The following is a 19,964-nucleotide window of genomic DNA, read 5'->3' on the forward strand; positions in this document are numbered from 1 at the left end:
CTATTTAGATGTAACCAAGGGATCGAAAACATATAAATTATTTGTGAAAATGGCAGGAAATGAGTTGCCTAGCGGTCAGCGTAAGACACAGCGCTTGGTGATTGGCAGCACGATAGCTTATGTGGGAGACAGTGCTTATCGTATTACCGCAGCGCCATTTATTCAGACAGGACGTACCTATGTGCCAATCCGTTTCATCTCCGAGAAGCTTGGGGCAGCCGTGAATTGGAACCAGAGTACCAAAGAGGTAACGATTCAGAAGGATGGTAAAACGATTCGTTGGGTTGTAGGGAACAGGTAGGTAAAAGTAAACCAGCAAACGGTGATGCAAGATGCTCCTTTACTTCTGAAGAACGGCAGTGCGTTCGTTCCTGTTCGTTTTGTGGCGGAGCAGTTAAATACATCCGTCGAATATATGGGAAGCAAGCATATGGTCGTAATTTTCAAAAATTAAATTGCATAATGAAATTACAAAATAATTTTGAAGATAAGGACGCAATGACCATGCTTCAAAACAAGAGTAAAATTAGACCGTCATTACATTAACGGGAAACGATAGCGTTAAAACTAAGAAAGCAGCTGATCAATATGATCGGCTGCTTTTGTTCAACTAACGGGCAGTTTAACAGAACAACTCCTTTATACATAAAACTCATCCATATGAGGAATAATCATGGTGAGGTGATTGTATGAGAAAAATTTTGATGTCTATTCTAGTCCTTTCTATTGGGGCTATATTATCCATTCCGTCAGTAAGTGCAGCTCATCCACATGATGAAGCGACTAAAGGTAAGGATTCCATTGAATGGGTTGCATTATGGAGATTCCCACAAACTAGAGAAGAACAATTGGAGCGTATGTTAACGACTGAATTACAAAGGAAGACACTATTTGCGCTCCAAGAAAAACAATACTTAAAGACAGGGAAAGAAAATGTTTATAGCATTGACCCGTTTCAAGTGGCGAATATGAGAACGGTAGATGGTGGTTTTTATGTATTGGATGTAATAGCAAGTGTTCACAAGGTTATTAACAATGAGGTAGACAAGAAAGTAGAAAAATATCAAATAACTTTCCGCCACAGTTACGATTTAGGATTTGTCGTCATGAATGTAGTAAAAAAATAAACCACCATAAGTTGTTAAACTAACGGGCAGATTAGCGCAGTTTTAGTGTCTAAAATAAGATGTGAATATAAATTAAAAGTAAAAAATGGTAATAGTCTGTTATTTCAGTGTCTTCTCTTCTACTATAATGGCAATGAGGACCACTAGGTACTGTGGTACTGTAGCCGTTGTAGTCCTCATTGGCATTTTTATTATTATTACTTTTCTTTGTTGCCGGTGATGCCATTTAAAGCTAGAATGATAAAGCCCACATTATTGGTCAGTTCATTGGCTTGTTCCAAAAAATCTTTACCGTGGATAATTAGCTCTGTAAGAGAGTGAATGAGTTCCATGGGTTGCTCCTCCTTTTTTGTATAATCCGGATCGTAGTTATTGCTTTATGACATTTTTGGACTGAGATAAATAGCTTTTGTATGAAGAACCTCAAAGTATTTTTATCTCATGTATAGTAGTTCATCTCTGCTGCAGTATCCCTAAATCGAGTTCATCTCCAGAATTGATTCGTTTATGTCCTGCCCCTTAAAGACCCATGTTGAAAATTTTTACAATTCTCTTATGGATTTTTCTTATGTCCTCCACACATGATCCTCAAAATTCAAATGTCTCAGAACCACATAAGTATCCAAAATATGAATTCAGGGTTTTGCTTTTTAAGTAAAAGTTTATGATTTTCATCAGATTCAATAATCAAATATGTAAGTGAGAGTCTGTTTGTGATATAGAAGAAGTGTCCGTATAACCATTACTTCTGGATAGGTTCAGCATGCGGTACAGATCAATCTGTCTGCAATAAAAAATCGGATGTGCAAATCATCACATCAAGTAGTGTTTATTTTCTGGGTTTTGCACTTCAAGCTGAGATGGCCATATTCGTGTTCTCAGGAATGGTATGGAGCGAAAAGACTTTATGTGTGACAAAGGGAAAGAAATTTTCCACAGCTCAACAAAAACAGCACAAACAGACCACTCCGAAATCGAAGTAGTCTTTCACATCTAATTGAATACAGAGTTATAGAAGCTCTGAAGTGAAAGTTCACCGATTAGTGCTGAAACTTATTATGAATCTCCCGAGCTTCAGTAACTGTGAGGGTATCCAGCTGATCATACATGGCCCCGATAAGCAGTTCAATCTGTTCCGGGCTAAAACCGAGCTGTGTAGCAGCTGCTATGGTATAGCCTAAGCAAGATTGATTGGTCCATTTGTTTTCTTCTGACATGTCCCGGTCTACAAGAGATCGTAGGTAATCGGATCGATTTCCGTTAGCCTTGTGATCCACGTGTTCCCACATTTTTTCGGGGAGAGTAAGAGAAACCTTTTTGGTGATACCTAAGGATGGCCTGCCCATGGTTTTAAAGGGAAGCTTCAGTTTACCGGAAGCGAGATCGTACCGACAATTAACACATAAAATCATTTTCTCTCCATTCGCCAAAAAATCAGTTGTGTCATTTGCGCTTCCACAGTTCATGCAATTCATATGTTAAATCATTCCTTTACTTTATGTTACATGAAGTATATAGTTTAAGTAACCTAAAGTAAAGGGTAAGGTGATTTCCGAATTGGGAGGGGGATGTTGTCGTTCGTTGTCTTCGCTAAATAGTGAGAAGATGTGTTAAAAAACGTGTTAAAGATCTCTAGAAGTTGCAGGGGAAGTCGATCTGTTTGGACGTAGTGATCAACTTCGTACATTATTATCGAAATTATAAAAATGGGAGCAAAATTATGAATAGTGAAGTGGTAAAAACAATTGATAAATTGACTCGAAAAATAACTATACGTATTTTTGTAAGTTTTATTGCTACTTTGCTTGTGGTGCTGGTCATTATGCTGAAACCAATCGAATTGAGAACCTACGATCTCCCATCCAGTCTTGCCCCAGCACAAGAACTATTTCGTTATCAATTTCAAGACTCTATTTATATCCCTAGCTTGTATGAGAAAAGAGTAAGTCGATTGTATGATTATCTTATACTCAAAATGAAGTATGGGGGTTTACTTCAGGAGTTTGAACAACCAAAACAACAGGACATACCTTCCAATCCCCCAAAAGACTCACCTGGGATGTTGGCATTTCCTGATACAGAAGAACAAAGAGAAAGTCTACTATATGTTGCATTACCGGCATACATAGCAGGAAGCAATGAAGCGGGCCGTCCAGTTGAATACGGATATGAATTTGAAATTGCTATAGTTCCTTCGAAAAAAAAATGAAGATCTATTAAGTTCAACTATTGTAGCAATAGACGGCAATCCTCCTACACTTGAAAAAATGGAGGAAATACTGGCTTCTAAGGCTCTTCACCAAATTAAATCGAGGTCTTATGATGGGAAAATTGTTGTTCGGGATACTACGCTTTATGGTGTTACAGTTAACGCGCACTATAACATAAACGAATTATGGAAGTTTAGCGACTTAATGAGGTTTGACCTGGCCAATATTGAAGGTGATTCAGGTGGTGCCGCTACAGCCTACGAAGTTATGCTTAAAAAAAAGGAAATACCTAATGAACATGGGGAATTTAGTATTACTGGAGCTATCAATGTTGAGGGGAATATATCAAGTGTCGGAGGAGTAAAAGCTAAAACATATTTGGCCATAAAAAATTCAGTTCCGGTAATGTTTGTCCCAAAGGGAGTAAATTATTCAGAGGCCATAGAAATGAAAAGTCTTATGAAGAGTAATATTGATATCGTCCCAATTCAGAAGCTTGGTGATATTGAGGCATATTGGAAGTAAAGAAGCATTTGACCGCAATTCTCACGCAGGGATAGCGGTTCTTTTGCGTTGTCGGACTTTTTGTCTATGGTGGTGGTCAAAATGGACGACATCCTGACATACACTAAGTCCGATAATGCCGACATCGTTACATACCGTAGAATCTCCGTCTAATCCTCGTACTTATAGTGCGATAAGCCGGTCGAGTACTTTTCCCTTAGCAAAGCCCTCATGCGCTAATTTCACGGCAATACCATACAAAAAAGAAAGAGCTGCATCATTAGCAGCCTTCTTCGTGGACAAGGTTTATGATTGGTCGAATCCACACATAAATAAACAAATTTGACTCACTAACTGTCTATACGAGAAATGGTTTAGTGATCCTGAATAGAAGTTAGAATTTGTTCCTCGTTTGATCGGTAGAATGAATCAACAGTCTCAAAAAATTCTTGATCAATGGACAAGTGATTTTCCAATGCTTACAAGGGATACAAATTCATTAATGTGATGACTAATCTGTGAATGGATATTGTGTTTGTAACTCTCTGCTTGTGAATGGCCTATTTGGTTCCTAAGCCAGGTATAAATTGTTTCAGGCTTTGTTTCATTCTTTGAAGATTTTTTCCAAATAGTTGGGATGTTTATTTGATTTTGCCAATAAAAAATAATTTTATCCACTGTTGGTTGTCCGTGTATACGGCCAGGAACTGATAATCTCTTGCTCACTAATTCCTGGAAAAGTCCATATAGAATTGTTAACCTTAATGAGTCGTTATTTATAGAATGAGCTAATCTATACAAAAGAATATGATTTTCATCCAATGTGATGTTTTCGATTGATCTTATGTTCAATTTTGCCCTAACCGTTAGAGTTGAATACAGGTCTGATGAAGTACTGATTTGGCCCCTGGAATACATGTAAGAAAAAAACGGCTCGCTAAAAATAGCATTGGTATGTGTGTATGATAGTTTACCAAATAGTAGACTAATAGCTTTGATAGCCTCGAATTCCGCAACTGCTTGGTTAGAAATTGAATCAAAAAGACATTTGACCAAGATTGTAGTGTTAGCTTGTTTAATGTCTTCGTTGTCTTTAGGTGAGAGTCTAATTTCTTTTACCAAAGAGTTGGGAGGCAAGGATGATACTTCTTCATGCAATCTGATGTTTGTTGCAATTACATAATATTGTATAAAATCAAAAGGCATCAATTCATCCTCCTTTCATTTTTTATTGGTAAACATTATTAGGTACGTACTCAAGTAAATCTCCAGGTGCTAACCCGAGTCCACGGCACAATGCGCCCATTATGTCATAGTCGATACGTTTGGTCGCGTTTCCGACAGTGAAGTGATCGTGTTACGGCTTACGCTAGTTAAGTCTGTAGCCTCCTTGTTCGTTAAACCGCGTTCTTTCATTATATCGCCGAGACGACAACGGATAAGCAATTCGCTCAAGAAAATCCGTCCAATAAATCCATGCTAATATGTCGACATATCGATATGTCGACGATGAGTAATACGCCAATCATAACACTTGGTTTCATCATTATTAAGGTACAAGGAGGAACACAGCTATTCCGAAAATCAACGTATAGACCAAAATCTCTGACTTCAAGATAACTATCGTAGCTTTGAATTATCAATCGATTGAAGACGAGCGCCAAGCTTAACTAAGGAGACCAGAACAATAAGAGGCTCTTGCTCCGTATTAAAATTACTTGGCGAAGCATCTTGAGGCTACAAAGAACGGAAGCATTGAAATAGGCACTACCAATGAACACGTTGGTTGCGAAGATGGTCAGGATATTACGATTTGATTGATTATGAAATCGCAAGAGAATACCGATGCATCCATTTAGTAATCAAGAGAAATGGGGAAGAAGGGCCCATTCGATTTGATAGCATCAAAGATATTAAATTCTTAGATTATAGAGGTTAACTGGAGACAGAGGGCAGAATGAAGGCGTGGATTTATATGGACAAGGATACATTGAGATTTTCATGAATTATAAAAAAGCACAAACATGGTATAATAAGGAGATCAAATCTACTGGAAGTGGTGAACTTGAATGTTCCTGTCAAATGCAAAAAAAGAGAGAATCATAGTTGACGCTATCAATCACTTAGCTAATAAACCAGGATCTTTCTTAACACCAGAAATTCCAGTTGGAGATAAAGGTATTTCTTTCGATGGCCATATCAATGTTTTGTCTGATGGGACTGAACGAAAAGAATCGTATTTAGGAAAAGTCGATGTACAAGTGAAATCCACTGAAGTGGATGAGTTCGACAAAGGATTGATAACGTTTAGTTTTGAAATGGACGACTATAGAAATTATCTTATAAATAGTGGTGTGTTACTTATTGTCGGACAAGTTAAGGCCGATGGTTCATCTAAATTATTCTATAAATCTCTTCATTTAATGGAGTTAGATGATTTAATTCAAGGACACGGTACTAAAAAATCAAGGGTCATTAAACTTCAACCCTTAAACTCATTATATGATGTTTGTTTTAGGTTCCTAGAGGAACAAAAACTTCAGCCATATGAGCTGGTAATTAACAAACCTTTTGCAATTACTGAATTTCAAGAGTTTAAGATTACTCCAATACTTCGCAATGATAATCCATTTGATGATGAATTTAATATCTATGGAGTGAAGAATAATGCACATTTTCCACTTACATTGGCAAAGGTTGAGGAAATTGGTTCTGAAGGTTACATTGACTACAGAATTTCTTTCAAAACCTTACATCGCTTGTATACGGAGATTACCATTCAAAAGTCTGCAACGATACTCACCATTGAGAATGCAATTCAAGTGATTGTAAGTGAGTCCAAAAAAGCAATTACCTATAAATACTTAAATTTTTGCTCTTTATCTGTGCAGTTAAAGTTAATTCCGTTTCTTAAGAGTCTTTTTTTAGGGGAGAGAATCGATTTTTTAGATGAACAATATCTAATGCTTCCGCAAAGCTCAGAAACCGTTGCAGAACTCGAAGACTATGAGAAAATAATGAACGAACTACTAGAGACTTTTAAAATCTTAAATATAAGTCCTGAAGTGTCTATAAAGGATGATGAGAACCTACTGACTCAGATAAAAGGTTTGATTAATATAGTCTTGTACAAGAAATATGAAGGAATTAAAGTAAATCTGGATCGTGGTTTAACAGTATACCGAATCGGGAAACAACATTCTGTACTATTTTTAAAAAGAAAAGCTGAAAGTAATGAAGTGACCAATGCATTCAGTCCTGATATATCTTATATTAGTATTGCAATACAGGATGATCCAGACATTAGATATAAACACAGTCCGTATATGTTATTAGATGAAGTGAATTTAGCAACTGCGCTTAATCTGAATGTAAGCGAAATAAAACGATCCTTTGAGTTCTTCGATCCTTTTAAAGACAGTACAACCAGTGAACTTACTAATATGTTTTGTTTACGATGTATTAGTGCATATATATTATCAAATAATAATGAACTTCTGGAATTAGCGCTTTATATTTATGACAAAACAATCGGAACCGATATGGAGTCGGACGATGTCATGCTTATTAACAAGTACCAGATAAAAAAGTGGAAAGGAGATAAGCTTTCGGATAGAGAAAAAGAAACATTAATGAAAATGAGACTTAGAAGTATTAAAAATGATAATTATCCTATTACAATAGGAATAAACATCCTTCTCGAGAATTATTTTGAAATTCAATTTTTATTTGAACAGTTAACTCCTGAAGAACAATCTATGTTTAAAGAGTACCCCATTTATAAGCTGATGGAAAAGGAAAAACATTTGCACAACAGAAACTCATCTCAATAAGTTGCTTCAAATGGTAGACAGATCAGTATCTGCACTGTTTGTACGCCAGGATGAGATGAACAGAAGTGGGTTTCCTGTAAGGAATGTGCACCAATTTAAACAATTTGAGAACGATAAGCGAAGGTAATCCCCGGCAACCGTCGGGGATTTTTGTACAAACAAAGATATCGAATCGTTTCCCCCTGGAACTGCAACTCCTTTTTGGAATGAATTTGGGAACCATAGTATAATAATAAAAGAAGGCAGCTGACCAATGTAATAGGTTGCCTTTTTAAGTGGAAATTTTTAGGTATGTGCGTAAATCAAAATGATAGTATAGATGTATGAACTCTAATGGAGGAATTTATGTGCTATAATAATAGCGCCAAATATGAATTTGACGCACTTTTATTTTAAATTGATTTTAATGTATAAAGTAGACTCATTATAGGCGAACTTCCCTCTTGAAAATAGCCTTTTATTTCAATTAAGAGTATTAAATAGATGTACTATTTTTTTGAAATTGTTCAACGAAAATTCTCATCTAAATTAGTGTTTAAACGAGACCGGAGTGAGCGAAATGCGTAACCGATATGAACTCGAGGATTTGTATAGCGAACAAATTCGGGCTTTTCGAATTTATCTAAAACAATCCGGATATACGGCATCAACTCAGAAAGAGTATATGAGAGAAAGCCTGATCTTTTTAGACTCGTTAAATGGATCGTTACCCCAAGATGCAGGGAAATTGCACATTATGGAGTTTTTAAGTGACAAGCAGGGTTCTGCTGGTGATAAAACACGTAATCGATCTCTTTCTGCCATTCGAACATTCTATATGGCTCTGATTGATTTTGAACTTGCATCAAAAAATCCGGCTGCTGAAGTGAAAAAGTCTAAAACTGAAAAAAATAAGAAACCCATCTACCTGGAGGAAGAGGATCTATCCGAGAGCCTTAAATATATTGAGGGACGCTATAAGAACAGGAATATTGCAATATTTTTACTTATGGCCTATTGTGGACTGCGAGTAGGGGAAGTTCACAGGTTGAATCTAAAGGATTTGAAAAAAACTAGAGGAACGATTGAAGTGTTTGGGAAAGGTCGAAAGTGGAATGAGATACCTGTACCAGACGTATTACTGAACTATCTACTGGAGGTAGAAAAGGAGAGGATTTCTCCTTACAGACTTCAGGAAGAAGCGTTCTTTGTATCTCAAAAAGGACGCAGACTATCCATTAGGCAGATACAGAAAATCGTCAATCTCACATTTGAAGCATTCAAGAAAGGCAATCCAAATGTTAATGATATGAAACTTTCATGCCATAAATTAAGGCACTCTTTTGCTACCATGTTACTGAAAAATGATGTAGACATACGCGTTGTGAAGGAACTGATGGGGCATTCTTCTTCGATTGAAACAACCATGATTTATACGCACGTTAATGATTATCAAAAGAAAAGAGCTATGGCAACCGTAAATATCCCTTTGAACGCAATTGGCGAATACAACCCTTATGCTGGCCAGGCATAAATAGGTCGATGCCTGCACGAAATTCGCCTTGAACGCTTTGATTTTTGGTATAATGGAAGTGTATATAGAACGGAGTTGCTGTTATGGAATTGCTTGATCCTAGAGTAGATTTTGTCTTCAAACGTATCTTTGGCAGTGAAAATAATAAAGACGTATTACTGGCATTTCTGAATCGAGTCCTTACTGAAGCAGGAGATCCACCACTTACAGAGATCATCCTGATGAATCCTTACACGGACAAAGATGACCCGCTCGATAAGCAATCGATCTTTGATGTTTATGCTAAAACCTCAGAGGGAAAACTGATTGATATTGAAATGCAGCTATTTAATAAGTACGACATTGAGAAAAGAACGTTATTTTATTGGAGTAAACGATATTCCAGTCAACTTCATGAGGGAGAGAAGTACCAGGAGTTGAAAAAATGCGTCACAATTAATATCCTGAACTATGCTTTTTTAGCTAATGATGATTACCATAGCACATTTCATCTTAGAGAAGACCGGACAGGTTTAACCCTAATTGACGATATCGAAATACATTTTCTGGAATTACCTAAGTTAGATGACGTTATTCCGTCACAAGGTGGTCTTGAGAACTGGTTGTTGTTTCTTAAGGGTGTGGATACTACACATTGGGAGGTGCTGAAGATGAATGAACCAGGATTAGAGAAGGCTATGGATACCTTGCAATTTTTGAGCCAGGATTCCGAAGCGCGTCGCTTGTACGAAGCGCGTCAGAAATATTTGCATGATGAAGCGTCGATGCTCGAAGGAGCTCGAAAAGCGGGTATCAAATCGGGTATCACAGAAGTGGCCAAAAATATGCTGGATTTGAATTTGGATATATCTACGATTGCTAAGGCAACTGGGCTAACTGAACAGGAGATCATTCAATTGAAAAGATAAGCCTTCTTTTATAAGTCGCTAAATTAGCGGCTTTTTTATTTTATCGTTAACAAGTTCTTGTCCTTGGCTCGGGACAAGAACTTGTAACGATTACCGCACTGGACATGAACGTATTCCTATTGCCGAATATGCGTATACCTACTCGTTATTTTACCTGTTAATTCATTCAACTAACGGGCAGGTTAGTGGGATTAAAATAAGGTCTAGTATACAAAACTTTTGCTAATCAGACATAAAGAGGTTGATGCCCTTATGAAATTGCTTTGAATGCTTAGATTTTTGGTATAATGGGAGTGTATAGAGAATGGATTTGCTTTTATGGAATTGCTTGATCCCAGAGTAGATTTTGTCTAGAAACGTATTTTTGGCAGTGAGAATAATAAAGACGTATTACTGGCATTTCTAAATCGAGTCCTTACTGAAGCTGGAGATCCACCACTTACAGAGATTATCCTGATGAATCCTTACACCGATAAGGATGATCCGCTCGACTGGGAGGTGCTGAAGATGAATGAACCAAGATTAGAGAAGAAGGCCTTGAATACCTTACAATTTTTGAGCCAGGATTCCGAAGCGCATCGCTTGTATGAAGCGCGTCAGAAATATTTGCATGATGAAGCGTCAATGCTCGAAGGAGCTCGAAAAGCGGGTATCACTGAAGTGGCCAAAAATATGTTGGATTTGAATTTGGATATACCAACGATCGCCAATGCAACTGGATTGACTGAACAGGAAATTATTCAATTGAAAAGATAAGCCCTTTTTTTAAGTCGCTGAAATGGTCATAACCCTGTCAAGTAGACAATACAAAAAAAGACAAGATTTAAGCTGCGGCCGTTTCCCGGTATTCTACCGGGGAACGGTCGTTTAGTTTTTTCTGAAATCGGTTTTGGTTGTAAAACAATATGTATTCGCTTACTTGCTGTTCAACCTCTGCTTTGTTTGCCGCTTTATTCAAATAAATTTTCTCAGTCTTCAAATGAGAAAAGAACGACTCGATGCAGGCATTATCTAAACAATTCCCACGCCTGGAGTGACTGCCTAGCATGCCGAGTTGTTTCAGTTTACGGTTAAATGGCTTCGAGGTATATTGAAATCCTTGGTCCGAGTGCAGAATTACGCCACTTAGATCCACATGCTGACGGAGTCTATCCAACGTGTCATGAACCAAAGCGAGATCATTTCGTTCAGAAAGATGCCACGCTACAATTTCATTATTGTATAAATCCTGAACGACAGAGAGGTACACAAAATGTTTTCCAGCACGAATATAGGTAATGTCGGTAACCAGCTTCGTTCGTGGCGTATCCGCCTGAAACTGGCGCTCTAACCGATTTGGATTCACCACAGAAACTTGTTTTCCAAAGAATCGACGTTTCTTTCGAATGACAGAACAGATGCCTAATTGTTTCATTAATCGGTACACCTTTTTGTGGTTGACCCGAAGGCCTTCTCTCCGTAAAGCTACCGTCATTCGAAGGTAACCAAAGTAGGGATGAACGCGATGGATGGCAAGCAGATGCGCTTCCAATTCATGATCCTTTTGTCTACGTTCGCTTGTCGCCTGTCTACTTTTTCTCCACTTATAATAGCCCGAACGGGAAACCGCAGCTAACTTCAAGAGCCAAGCTAGACCATGGCGTGCTCGCAGGTCCTCTATGATTTGAAATCTGGCAGCTTTACTCGTCACTCCTTGTGTAGATTTGGATACTGCTTTTTTAAGTATTCAATCTCCGCTCGCAAGTATGCCATCTCTTCTTCCATACTGGAAAACTTGGTTCTAAGGCGTCCCCGTTTGGATGTAGCAGGTTCTAGACTCATTCCCTGTTTCGTTTTTGCAGCCCATACTTGTACCTGAGATTTATTTTGAATATCCAAACGTTTCGCCACTTCACGTATACTCATGTGTTCCTCGTTGACCAGCCGGGCCGCCTCCAATTTCAATTCCAAGGAGTACCGCCGGAAAGTTTGTCCTTTTTTAGCCATAAAAAAATCCCCTTCGTTTGGCAAGATTAAGTCCATCTTAACAGATGTCTTTTTTCTCTTGTCTACTAAAAGGGGATAATACCATTATAGCGGCTTTTTTGTTTTAAGGAACCAAGTTCTTGTCCCAAGCCGAGGACAAGAACATTGTACCATTGCCGAAAAAGACAAGAACAATGTGTCATTTCGGATTAGGTAATTATCTAAATAGTGTAGACAAGAACTTGTACCGATTGCCGTATTGGACAAGAACATGTTCCCATTTCCGATTTGAGGGTATCTAAGTACAGGAGGTGGGTCTCTTTTGAGTGATTAAAACCCATTATGATCAAGAGACGCGCATAAATGATCGGAAGTATTTTCACTGGAACTGTAATTCCATTGAAATGGAAAAACAAGCGCGCCAATAAGCACTTTCTCAAAGAAATCAACAATAGTTTGCGTTACGATAATAACCGCAATTAGTGAGCTCCATTCATCAGGTAAGGAGAGGGCAAGAGGGAGCACGACTAAAGAAATTCGGGTTCCAGCACTAAACACTACAGCCCTTCCTGAACGTATGTCCAATGAGAAACCTTTTACAATCAAGCGAATAATAAATGGCATGTTGATCATAAACGCAAGATATATAGGAATGACTTTTACGATTGTATCTGCATAAGATGACAGTTACTCATTTGCGATGCTACGATGAAATAGTGTGAGAGCCATGAGGGGTACAGGCAGCCAAGGTTGGTAAGGGGTTATATCGTGAAGAAGAATATGGTGTTTGACACATTGAAGGCTCATCTCCGCCGGTATCAAGAGAGTGCTAAAAAGGAAAAGAATAAAGTGGGGTGGAGGTAAACGATGTGGTAGGTAATTAATTTGCAATAAAAGGGTTTAATGCAAACTAATTACCTACTAATGAAGTCTACAGAATCATGGAATCACTGGCACATCTGAGAGGTGCACTATTTCTATAATAAATAAAAAAGTCCCTCTTTGATTCTTCATAAAAAGAAGAGAGGGGCTATTGTTGAGGATATAATTATTTATGTTTCTTTAAAATATCGAAAATGATTTCTGCATTATCCGTATTGTCGATTAGGCCGGAGAATCGATGGCTTGCCGGACCGTAAGCATAAACTGGTACGTCTTCTCCCGTATGTCCACCTGTTGTCCAGCCAGTGAACGAACGATTATCGATAATAGCCTCAATGGCATTGTCGATCGTCGTCACATCAGCGTCTTTGGCAGCATCTTTTACAGATTGAATTTCTTCAGCTGTTAGCTCAAGCTTGAGATAGCTCTTAAGCGTTTCTTCAACTGAAGCACCTTCAGCAATTTGAGTTGCCATGAAGTCGGGAGTGCGTAATGCAGCTTTGATCGGATCCACAAAGAAGTTATACTCTCCGTCTTTCCCAAGCGTGAGTCCGCCAGTGGAGTGGTCAGCAGTAGCTACGACAAGGGTTTCTCCATCTTTTTTGGCAAAATCAATAGCTGCCTGGAATGCTCCCGCGAAATCCTCCATCTCGCTCATAGCACCTACGATATCATTATCATGTCCTGCCCAGTCGATCTGACTGCCTTCAACCATTAGGAAAAACCCATTTTCGTTTGTGCTCAGACGATCAATGGCCGTATTCGTCATCTCGGCCAGCGAAGGCGTTTCGCTAGTCCGATCAATCATCTTGTCCAAGCCTCCATCAGCGAAAAGTCCTAGAATCTGTTCATTTGTATCTGCTATCAGGGCGCTCCGATCAGTCACATAGCTAAAACCGGCTTCCTGGAACTCTTTCGTCAGGTCACGATCTTCACGTACAAAATTGCTTTTTCCTCCACCTAATAGGACATCAAGTTTGTGCTCTCCATTGATCATTTCATCATAGTAATCATCCGCAATAGCGTCCATATTCTTTCGGCTGATGTCATGGGCGCCGAATGCTGCCGGTGTGGCATGGGTAATCTCTGAGGTAGCAACAAGCCCGGTAGATTTTCCGTTTTCCTTTGCCTGCTCCAACACAGTTTTGACTTCTGTTTGGTCATTATCTACAGCGATAGCGGCATTATATGTCTTTACGCCAGCAGACATAGCAGTAGCTGCGGAAGCTGAATCCGTTACGTTCTGAGTGTCATCATCCGGATATGTCATTTGAGCTCCCACAAGGTAGGGATCAAATGCTGTTCTCTCCATTACCTTTGTAGAAAGATCATCCTTTATGTAACGATAAGCGGAAGTATAAGCAGTACCCATACCATCACCAATGAGGAAAATGATATTCTTAATTTGTTTTTTTTCTACACTAACAGCTTGAACTGCATGTGCTTGTCCGGCAGAAAAGACTGTAGAAGCAGCAAAGGCTAGGCTCAGTGCTGCTGCTGGGATTACTTTTTTCGATAATTTCAAGATGAATCCTCCTCTTATCTATAAATATGAATATATGAAGCTTTATTCATCTAATGATAATATGAAGATTATCATTCGAGTGTAAATAAAATTCAAGCAATCTGTATACGCGAAGTAAAAGTAGCGAAAAATGACTTTAGTTTAAATGCAAGTTCTTGCCCTCTGATAGTAAAATTACCTGTCTAGGGTCTTAGGGCACAGCAGTGTTTATATTTGCACCTCTATCAATTGAGGGGGGACTAGAGACCACGCAAGGTGGAAACAAAAAAACTCTCCCGATGGAGAGTTTTTTATGTGCTAACCTGTTCATCAATTTTGAGATAATATCCAACATACAACAGTGGTAGTTCCTTAATACATCTCCAACAGGTCCTTTAAAGCGTTTTCCCATTGAAGAAAATCATTTGAAACAGCCAGATGACAGGTACAACCCCTTACAAAGCCGGTATCAAGAAACATCAAATAGCTAAACTGGCCATATTGCATCCCTATTTAATCCCTTGTCCATAACGGAAAAGGACATATTTCCGATTAGAGGGCATTCTAATCAAAACTAGCTCATAAATACGGCAAATGGACTAATAGATCTTCGAGTCACGCTCTATAAACCCACGATCAGCATAGGAAATAAATAAACTCAATTATTGGTTAGTAGTTAGAGTCAGATGTTTAACAATTTTTTGAGCATCATATTTCACCCAACCCAACAGTGCAGAGCCTCTAGAACTTTGCCATGGTAAACCTACATAATACAACCCAGTAACCGGGGAAACACCTTCATAATGTTGAATTTGACCATGCGAATTAAATGCATTTTGAATATCAATCCAATGGTCATCTCTCCTGAATCCAGTAGCCCAAATTACATTATTTACTTCGATCTGGGTTCCATCCTCAAAAGTAATATAGTTACCACTCGCGCTCAGTGCTCGAGGAGCAACACTTACTTCTCCGCTTTTAATTAGTTGTTTCAGATCATATCCATACACTTGCTCAGTCTGGCTTTTCAACCATCTACCAACTGGACTCTGAGTCTTAGCACGGAGAAACCCGAGTTTTTCAAAGTACCAGAAAATGCTTCGGTTCATGATATACAAGGGCTTGAACGAAATCTCGCGTGCTACGGATATGTATACTGATCTGTTTTTATTTTGCCCTTTTGCTAACTCCACTGCTATTTGAGCACCTGAATTCCCACCACCAACAACCAGCGTGCTTCCAGGGCTTAATTGATCCGGGTTTAAGTATTCTGAAGAGTGTAACTGTATAACGCCCTCTGACAAGGACTTGGAAAAGGGTGGAACACTTTTTACTTGAAAGGGACCTGTTGCAACGATAATTTTGCGCGCCTCCATAATACCATCGGTTGATTCTACTATGAAGTGATTATCATTCTTCCAAAGTCGTTTAATTAGACATTTCAGCTTGATCGGGAGCTCCATGTAATTTGCATAAGATTCAAGATAACTGGCAATCTCATCTTTACTCGGTAAACCATTTTTATCCCCATTCAACAACATTCCTGGTAATCCATCATACATACGAGGCGTAAAGAGATGAAGTGATTCGTAGCGGCGTCGCCAAGAATCGCCTATTGATGATGCAGAGTCCAGAATCATAAAGTTTAGACCAGTTTGTTTTAAGTAATACCCTGCGGCTAATCCTGCTTGTCCAGCACCAATAACTAACACATCGTACATAGTTGTCCTCCTTAAATTGAGTTAATATAAGGTATTCGTTCGCTATCAATCAAACTTCGGTTTGATTGAGTTATTATAATATGGTAAGGTACAATAATCAAACAAGAATTTGAGTGAGTGGAGGGTATATTTATGAAGGATAGTTGTGAAATCTACTGTTATGACGAGCCTAAGGTTCGTAAAGTGCAAAAGGCATTGGAGCAGCAAGATATAAAAAGCATGTCCAAGATGTTTAAAGTCTTGGCAGATGAAACTCGAATGAAGATCGCGTTTGCTTTATGCGAAGAGGACGAACTTTGTGTATGTGACGTCGCCAATATTACGGGGGCTTCACTTGCTACCGCATCTCACCATTTGCGGTCGCTAAAACAGCTTGGAGTAGCTAAATACAGGAAAGAAGGAAAGTTGGCGTTTTATTCACTGGAAGATGATTACGTACGTCAATTAGTTCATTTAGCTTCAACACATAGCGAGGAGTTGATGACACATGCAACAACATGAAGAAAAAAGTAACAAAGAGGTCTATCGTGTACAAGGGTTTACCTGTACAAACTGTGCCGGTAAATTTGAAAATAACGTAAAAAACCTTCCTGGTGTCAAAGACGCAAAGGTTAATTTTGGAGCAGCCAAAATAACCGTTACGGGGAATGCAACTGTAGAAGAGTTAGAAAAGGCAGGGGCTTTTGAAAACTTAAAGATAACGCCTGAAAAACAACGAATTATAGAAAAGAAAGAGCCATTTTGGAAAGAGAATTGGAATGTGCTTCTCTCACTTTTATTGATGGCGGCAGGTTACTTCTTGGCGTCGTACTATGGAGAAGATGCATTGGTTTCTGCATTGGCATTTGGCGCCGCTATTATTATTGGCGGGTATGAACTGTTTAAAAAAGGGATCAAAAACTTGTTTCAGCTGCAATTTGATATGAACACATTGATGACGGTTGCCATTATTGGAGCAGCTGCTATAGGAGAATGGAGCGAAGGTGCTGTTGTGGTGTTACTCTTTGCCATTAGTGAAGCTTTAGAACGCTATTCTATGCAAAAGGCACGTCAGTCAATCCGTTCACTTATGGATATTGCGCCCAAAGAAGCTCTGATCCGACGTGGTTCTGCTGAAATGACCATAAGTGTTGATGATATCCAAGTAGGAGACGTAATGATCGTCAAGCCAGGTCAAAAACTGGCTATGGATGGAGTAGTAATAAAAGGAACGTCAACTTTGAATCAGGCAGCAATCACGGGAGAGTCTGTTCCGGTCGTTAAAACTGTTGACGATGAAGTGTTTGCCGGAACGTTAAACGAGGAAGGGTTGCTTGAAGTTAGAGTTACCAAACATGTAGAAGATACGACAATCTCCAAAATTATTCATCTTGTGGAAGAGGCTCAGGCTGAACGAGCACCATCTCAGGCTTTTGTGGATCGGTTCGCTAAATACTACACGCCTGCTATTATGGTGCTGGCTTTGGGTATCGCCATTATTCCGCCTTTGCTAGGTGGGGACTGGGGGGATTGGATTTATCGTGGTTTATCATTGCTTGTAGTAGGGTGTCCTTGTGCATTGGTCATTTCTACCCCAATTTCTATTGTTACTGCCATTGGAAATGCAGCGAAAAACGGTGTATTGATTAAAGGTGGTATTCATCTTGAAGAGGCTGGGCGCATTTCAGCAGTTGCATTTGATAAAACAGGTACCCTTACTAAAGGATTTCCGGAGGTAACGGACATCGCTGTATTTGGGGAACGTAGTGAAGGCGAAGTACTCTCCATTGCTGCTGTAATTGAAAAAGGCTCACAACATCCATTAGCATCAGCCATTGTCCGGAAAGCGGAACAAATGGGTGCCGATCTTTCCATTTCAGTTGATCACTTTCAATCAATCACAGGGAAGGGCGTCAAAGCTTCGGTAGGACAACAGCAATATTTTATTGGTAGCCCTAAGCTGTTTGATGAACTGGAATCAGAGGTATCCAGTTCAATGCGTAAACAAATTATCATGCTTCAGACTCAAGGGAAAACGGTAATGGTGCTGGGGACGCAACATGAAGTCATTGCCTTAATTGCAGTTGCCGATGCTGTACGCGATTCGAGTAAAGCTGTGATAAATGAATTGCATTCTATCGGCGTAAAAAAGACGATTATGCTCACTGGTGACAACCAAGCAACAGCTAACGCAATTGGCCAGCAGTTAGGTGTAGCAGAAATTAAAGCAGAATTGTTACCTCAAGACAAATTGGATTACATCAAGAAGCTACGGGGAGATTATTCCCATGTAGCGATGGTGGGTGACGGAGTAAATGATGCACCTGCACTTGCGGCTTCCACTGTTGGTATAGCCATGGGTGGCGCAGGTACTGATACTGCTCTTGAGACAGCCGACATCGCATTGATGGCAGATGACCTACGGAAATTACCCTACACCATCCGCTTAAGTAAAAAAACACTGATGATCATCAAACAAAACGTGGGCTTTTCTTTAGGGATAAAGTTGTTAGCGTTAATACTAATCGTTCCCGGATGGCTTACTCTATGGCTTGCGATTCTGGCAGATATGGGAGCAACTTTGATTGTGACCCTTAACAGTTTAAGACTTTTAAGGATACAAAAAGGAAAGTAATATGATCTGACCGCTAAAAGGCGGTCTTTTCTGTACTACTATCCTTCTTACTTACAATTGAACTAACCTACTCGTTAGCTTAATGAAAAGACAGTCGACTAATTAGTCGGCTGTCTACTTGAATTATAATACTGCGTTCTATTGGGTCTCACAACAAACTTATGCTTCTAAGTTGCATTAAAAAAAGAAAGCATGCCCCCCTTTAAAACAGACATTACAAGCCAAACTATGGGATAATAGCGTTTTTACTGTGCGGAAACCAGTCGAAACTCGATTATACAACTGTAATAGTCCCATAATACATATACATACCACAATTGAAATGATATGTTCCAGGTTTCAAATTATCTAAAGTAATGAAGTTATCTCCCTTTTCAAGGTAAACATCAATACCTAAATCTGTAGATCCAACACTTTTTATACACGTATAGCCTGATTGTTTTATGAAATTTAACTTTGTCGGAACACCGGCTTTGACTACAATATTTTCTTGACTAAAGCCATTGGTTTTTACATCTACTGAAATAACTTGATAGCCTGCATTTTCTTGAACAGAATTCTGTTCCTTATTTTGAGAAGAAACTACAGAGGTTCGATTATCTTGATACTGATTAAATAGCAGCAAACCCACCGATACAGTTCCAAAGGCAACAGTTATTATTCCTGCGATAAAGGGCACGGTAATCCCACTGCTTGTTTTTTTATTGGTTTCATTTGAATCTGAACTTGTTATTTGAAGAACCACACATATTATAAGGATAAATAGGATATCAACAAACAATGCCATGATATAGGTAAAACCAAGCATAGATCCGAGCATGGCTCCCATCATTCCACCCATAATTCCAGCTAACATTCCATCTAACGATGCCAGTACACTCACAGGTTTTCCTGTAAAGTAACCGGTCCCCAAACCGAATAAAATAGCGATGATGGAAGGGACAGCCAAATCATGATCAAACACAATGCCTAGTTGAAAACCAAGGGCAAGACTAGACATCATTCCAATGCTCATGGCGATCATCATTCCATGCATACCTGTGACTCTATCTTTTCGTCTATAGGTATTCAACACGACGTACCCGGATAAAACGGTAATCATTACTATGCTTAATAATGTAAGTAACATTATCATGAGCCTCCCGATATATAAAATTTTAAATAAATGTGTACTACACATTGT

Annotated in this window: 18 protein-coding genes and 1 pseudogene; 11 read left to right on the forward strand and 8 right to left on the reverse strand. The window is 38.9% G+C overall.

Going from position 1 to position 19,964, the window contains the following annotated elements; genetic code table 11:
* The first annotated feature begins 49 nt into the window (after positions 1–49).
* The 3 genes and pseudogenes from QP794_RS33370 (at position 50) to QP794_RS23480 (ending at position 1,127) form a co-directional block, all read left to right on the forward strand.
* Entirely contained in the window at positions 50–301 is a 252-nt protein-coding gene (locus QP794_RS33370; protein WP_483311946.1) for a copper amine oxidase N-terminal domain-containing protein, read from the forward strand.
* A gap of 18 nt (positions 302–319) precedes the next feature.
* Positions 320–454 (forward strand): annotated as a pseudogene (locus QP794_RS33375) (stalk domain-containing protein); the annotation flags it as partial.
* Between the two features lie 235 nt (positions 455–689).
* On the forward strand, positions 690–1,127 hold the full coding sequence (locus QP794_RS23480) for a hypothetical protein (protein ID WP_285079152.1): 438 nt from the start codon (positions 690–692) through the stop codon (positions 1,125–1,127).
* 197 nt (positions 1,128–1,324) lie between these two features.
* Here the strand turns inward: QP794_RS23480 and QP794_RS23485 are convergent, their stop codons facing one another.
* Positions 1,325–1,459, reverse strand: a complete 135-nt coding sequence (locus QP794_RS23485; protein WP_285079153.1) for a hypothetical protein — start codon at positions 1,457–1,459, stop codon at positions 1,325–1,327.
* A gap of 708 nt (positions 1,460–2,167) precedes the next feature.
* On the reverse strand, positions 2,168–2,344 hold the full coding sequence (locus tag QP794_RS23490) for a hypothetical protein (protein ID WP_285079154.1): 177 nt from the start codon (positions 2,342–2,344) through the stop codon (positions 2,168–2,170).
* A 503-nt stretch (positions 2,345–2,847) separates the two neighbouring features.
* Between QP794_RS23490 and QP794_RS23495 the strand changes: the two genes are divergently transcribed.
* Together QP794_RS23495 and QP794_RS23500 are read left to right on the forward strand one after the other, a co-directional pair.
* Positions 2,848–3,336 (forward strand): hypothetical protein, encoded by a 489-nt coding sequence (locus tag QP794_RS23495; RefSeq protein ID WP_285079155.1) that lies wholly within the window; start codon positions 2,848–2,850, stop codon positions 3,334–3,336.
* A gap of 58 nt (positions 3,337–3,394) precedes the next feature.
* Positions 3,395–3,862 (forward strand): S16 family serine protease, encoded by a 468-nt coding sequence (locus QP794_RS23500; protein WP_285079156.1) that lies wholly within the window; start codon positions 3,395–3,397, stop codon positions 3,860–3,862.
* A gap of 432 nt (positions 3,863–4,294) precedes the next feature.
* Here QP794_RS23500 and QP794_RS23505 read toward each other — a convergent pair whose 3' ends face one another.
* Positions 4,295–5,047 carry a hypothetical protein gene (locus tag QP794_RS23505; RefSeq protein WP_285079157.1) on the reverse strand — a complete coding sequence of 251 codons (753 nt, stop codon included), beginning with the start codon at positions 5,045–5,047 and terminating at the stop codon, positions 4,295–4,297.
* An 863-nt stretch (positions 5,048–5,910) separates the two neighbouring features.
* Here QP794_RS23505 and QP794_RS23510 point away from each other — a divergent pair.
* From QP794_RS23510 to QP794_RS23525, 4 genes are all read left to right on the forward strand, one after another.
* Complete coding sequence (locus QP794_RS23510) at positions 5,911–7,674, forward strand: DUF4365 domain-containing protein (RefSeq protein WP_285079159.1); 1,764 nt, start codon at positions 5,911–5,913, stop codon at positions 7,672–7,674.
* 559 nt (positions 7,675–8,233) lie between these two features.
* On the forward strand, positions 8,234–9,187 hold the full coding sequence (locus QP794_RS23515; protein ID WP_285079160.1) for a tyrosine-type recombinase/integrase: 954 nt from the start codon (positions 8,234–8,236) through the stop codon (positions 9,185–9,187).
* A gap of 83 nt (positions 9,188–9,270) precedes the next feature.
* Positions 9,271–10,095, forward strand: coding sequence for an Rpn family recombination-promoting nuclease/putative transposase (locus tag QP794_RS23520; protein WP_285079161.1), 825 nt, complete (start codon positions 9,271–9,273; stop codon positions 10,093–10,095).
* 360 nt (positions 10,096–10,455) lie between these two features.
* Positions 10,456–10,851 (forward strand): hypothetical protein, encoded by a 396-nt coding sequence (locus QP794_RS23525; RefSeq protein WP_285079370.1) that lies wholly within the window; start codon positions 10,456–10,458, stop codon positions 10,849–10,851.
* 67 nt (positions 10,852–10,918) lie between these two features.
* Here QP794_RS23525 and QP794_RS23530 read toward each other — a convergent pair.
* The 4 genes from QP794_RS23530 to QP794_RS23545 all read right to left on the reverse strand — a co-directional run bounded on the left by QP794_RS23530 (position 10,919) and on the right by QP794_RS23545 (position 16,167).
* Positions 10,919–12,081 (reverse strand): IS3 family transposase gene (locus QP794_RS23530; protein ID WP_483311947.1). Its coding sequence is split into 2 segments (ribosomal slippage): positions 10,919–11,817 and positions 11,817–12,081, totalling 1,164 coding nucleotides; the frame shifts between segments, so codons are not numbered across the junction.
* A gap of 309 nt (positions 12,082–12,390) precedes the next feature.
* Entirely contained in the window at positions 12,391–12,684 is a 294-nt protein-coding gene (locus QP794_RS23535) for a hypothetical protein (RefSeq protein WP_285079162.1), read from the reverse strand.
* Positions 12,685–13,108: 424 nt separating this feature from the next.
* Positions 13,109–14,467 carry an alkaline phosphatase gene (locus QP794_RS23540; RefSeq protein ID WP_285079164.1) on the reverse strand — a complete coding sequence of 453 codons (1,359 nt, stop codon included), beginning with the start codon at positions 14,465–14,467 and terminating at the stop codon, positions 13,109–13,111.
* 641 nt (positions 14,468–15,108) lie between these two features.
* Positions 15,109–16,167, reverse strand: a complete 1,059-nt coding sequence (locus QP794_RS23545) for a flavin-containing monooxygenase (protein ID WP_285079165.1) — start codon at positions 16,165–16,167, stop codon at positions 15,109–15,111.
* A 132-nt stretch (positions 16,168–16,299) separates the two neighbouring features.
* Between QP794_RS23545 and QP794_RS23550 the strand changes: the two genes are divergently transcribed.
* Together QP794_RS23550 and QP794_RS23555 are read left to right on the forward strand one after the other, a co-directional pair.
* Positions 16,300–16,668, forward strand: a complete 369-nt coding sequence (locus QP794_RS23550) for an ArsR/SmtB family transcription factor (protein ID WP_443146627.1) — start codon at positions 16,300–16,302, stop codon at positions 16,666–16,668.
* On the forward strand, positions 16,655–18,781 hold the full coding sequence (locus QP794_RS23555) for a heavy metal translocating P-type ATPase (RefSeq protein WP_285079166.1): 2,127 nt from the start codon (positions 16,655–16,657) through the stop codon (positions 18,779–18,781). The genes QP794_RS23550 and QP794_RS23555 overlap by 14 nt, the downstream gene beginning before the upstream one ends.
* 274 nt (positions 18,782–19,055) lie before the next feature.
* On the opposite strand, the gene QP794_RS23560 is transcribed toward QP794_RS23555, so the two are convergent.
* Positions 19,056–19,910, reverse strand: a complete 855-nt coding sequence (locus QP794_RS23560; RefSeq protein WP_285079167.1) for a cupredoxin domain-containing protein — start codon at positions 19,908–19,910, stop codon at positions 19,056–19,058.
* Positions 19,911–19,964 lie beyond the last annotated feature (54 nt).

Source organism: Paenibacillus sp. UMB7766-LJ446 (genome assembly GCF_030226665.1).
Classification (GTDB): domain Bacteria; phylum Bacillota; class Bacilli; order Paenibacillales; family Paenibacillaceae; genus Paenibacillus; species Paenibacillus vandeheii.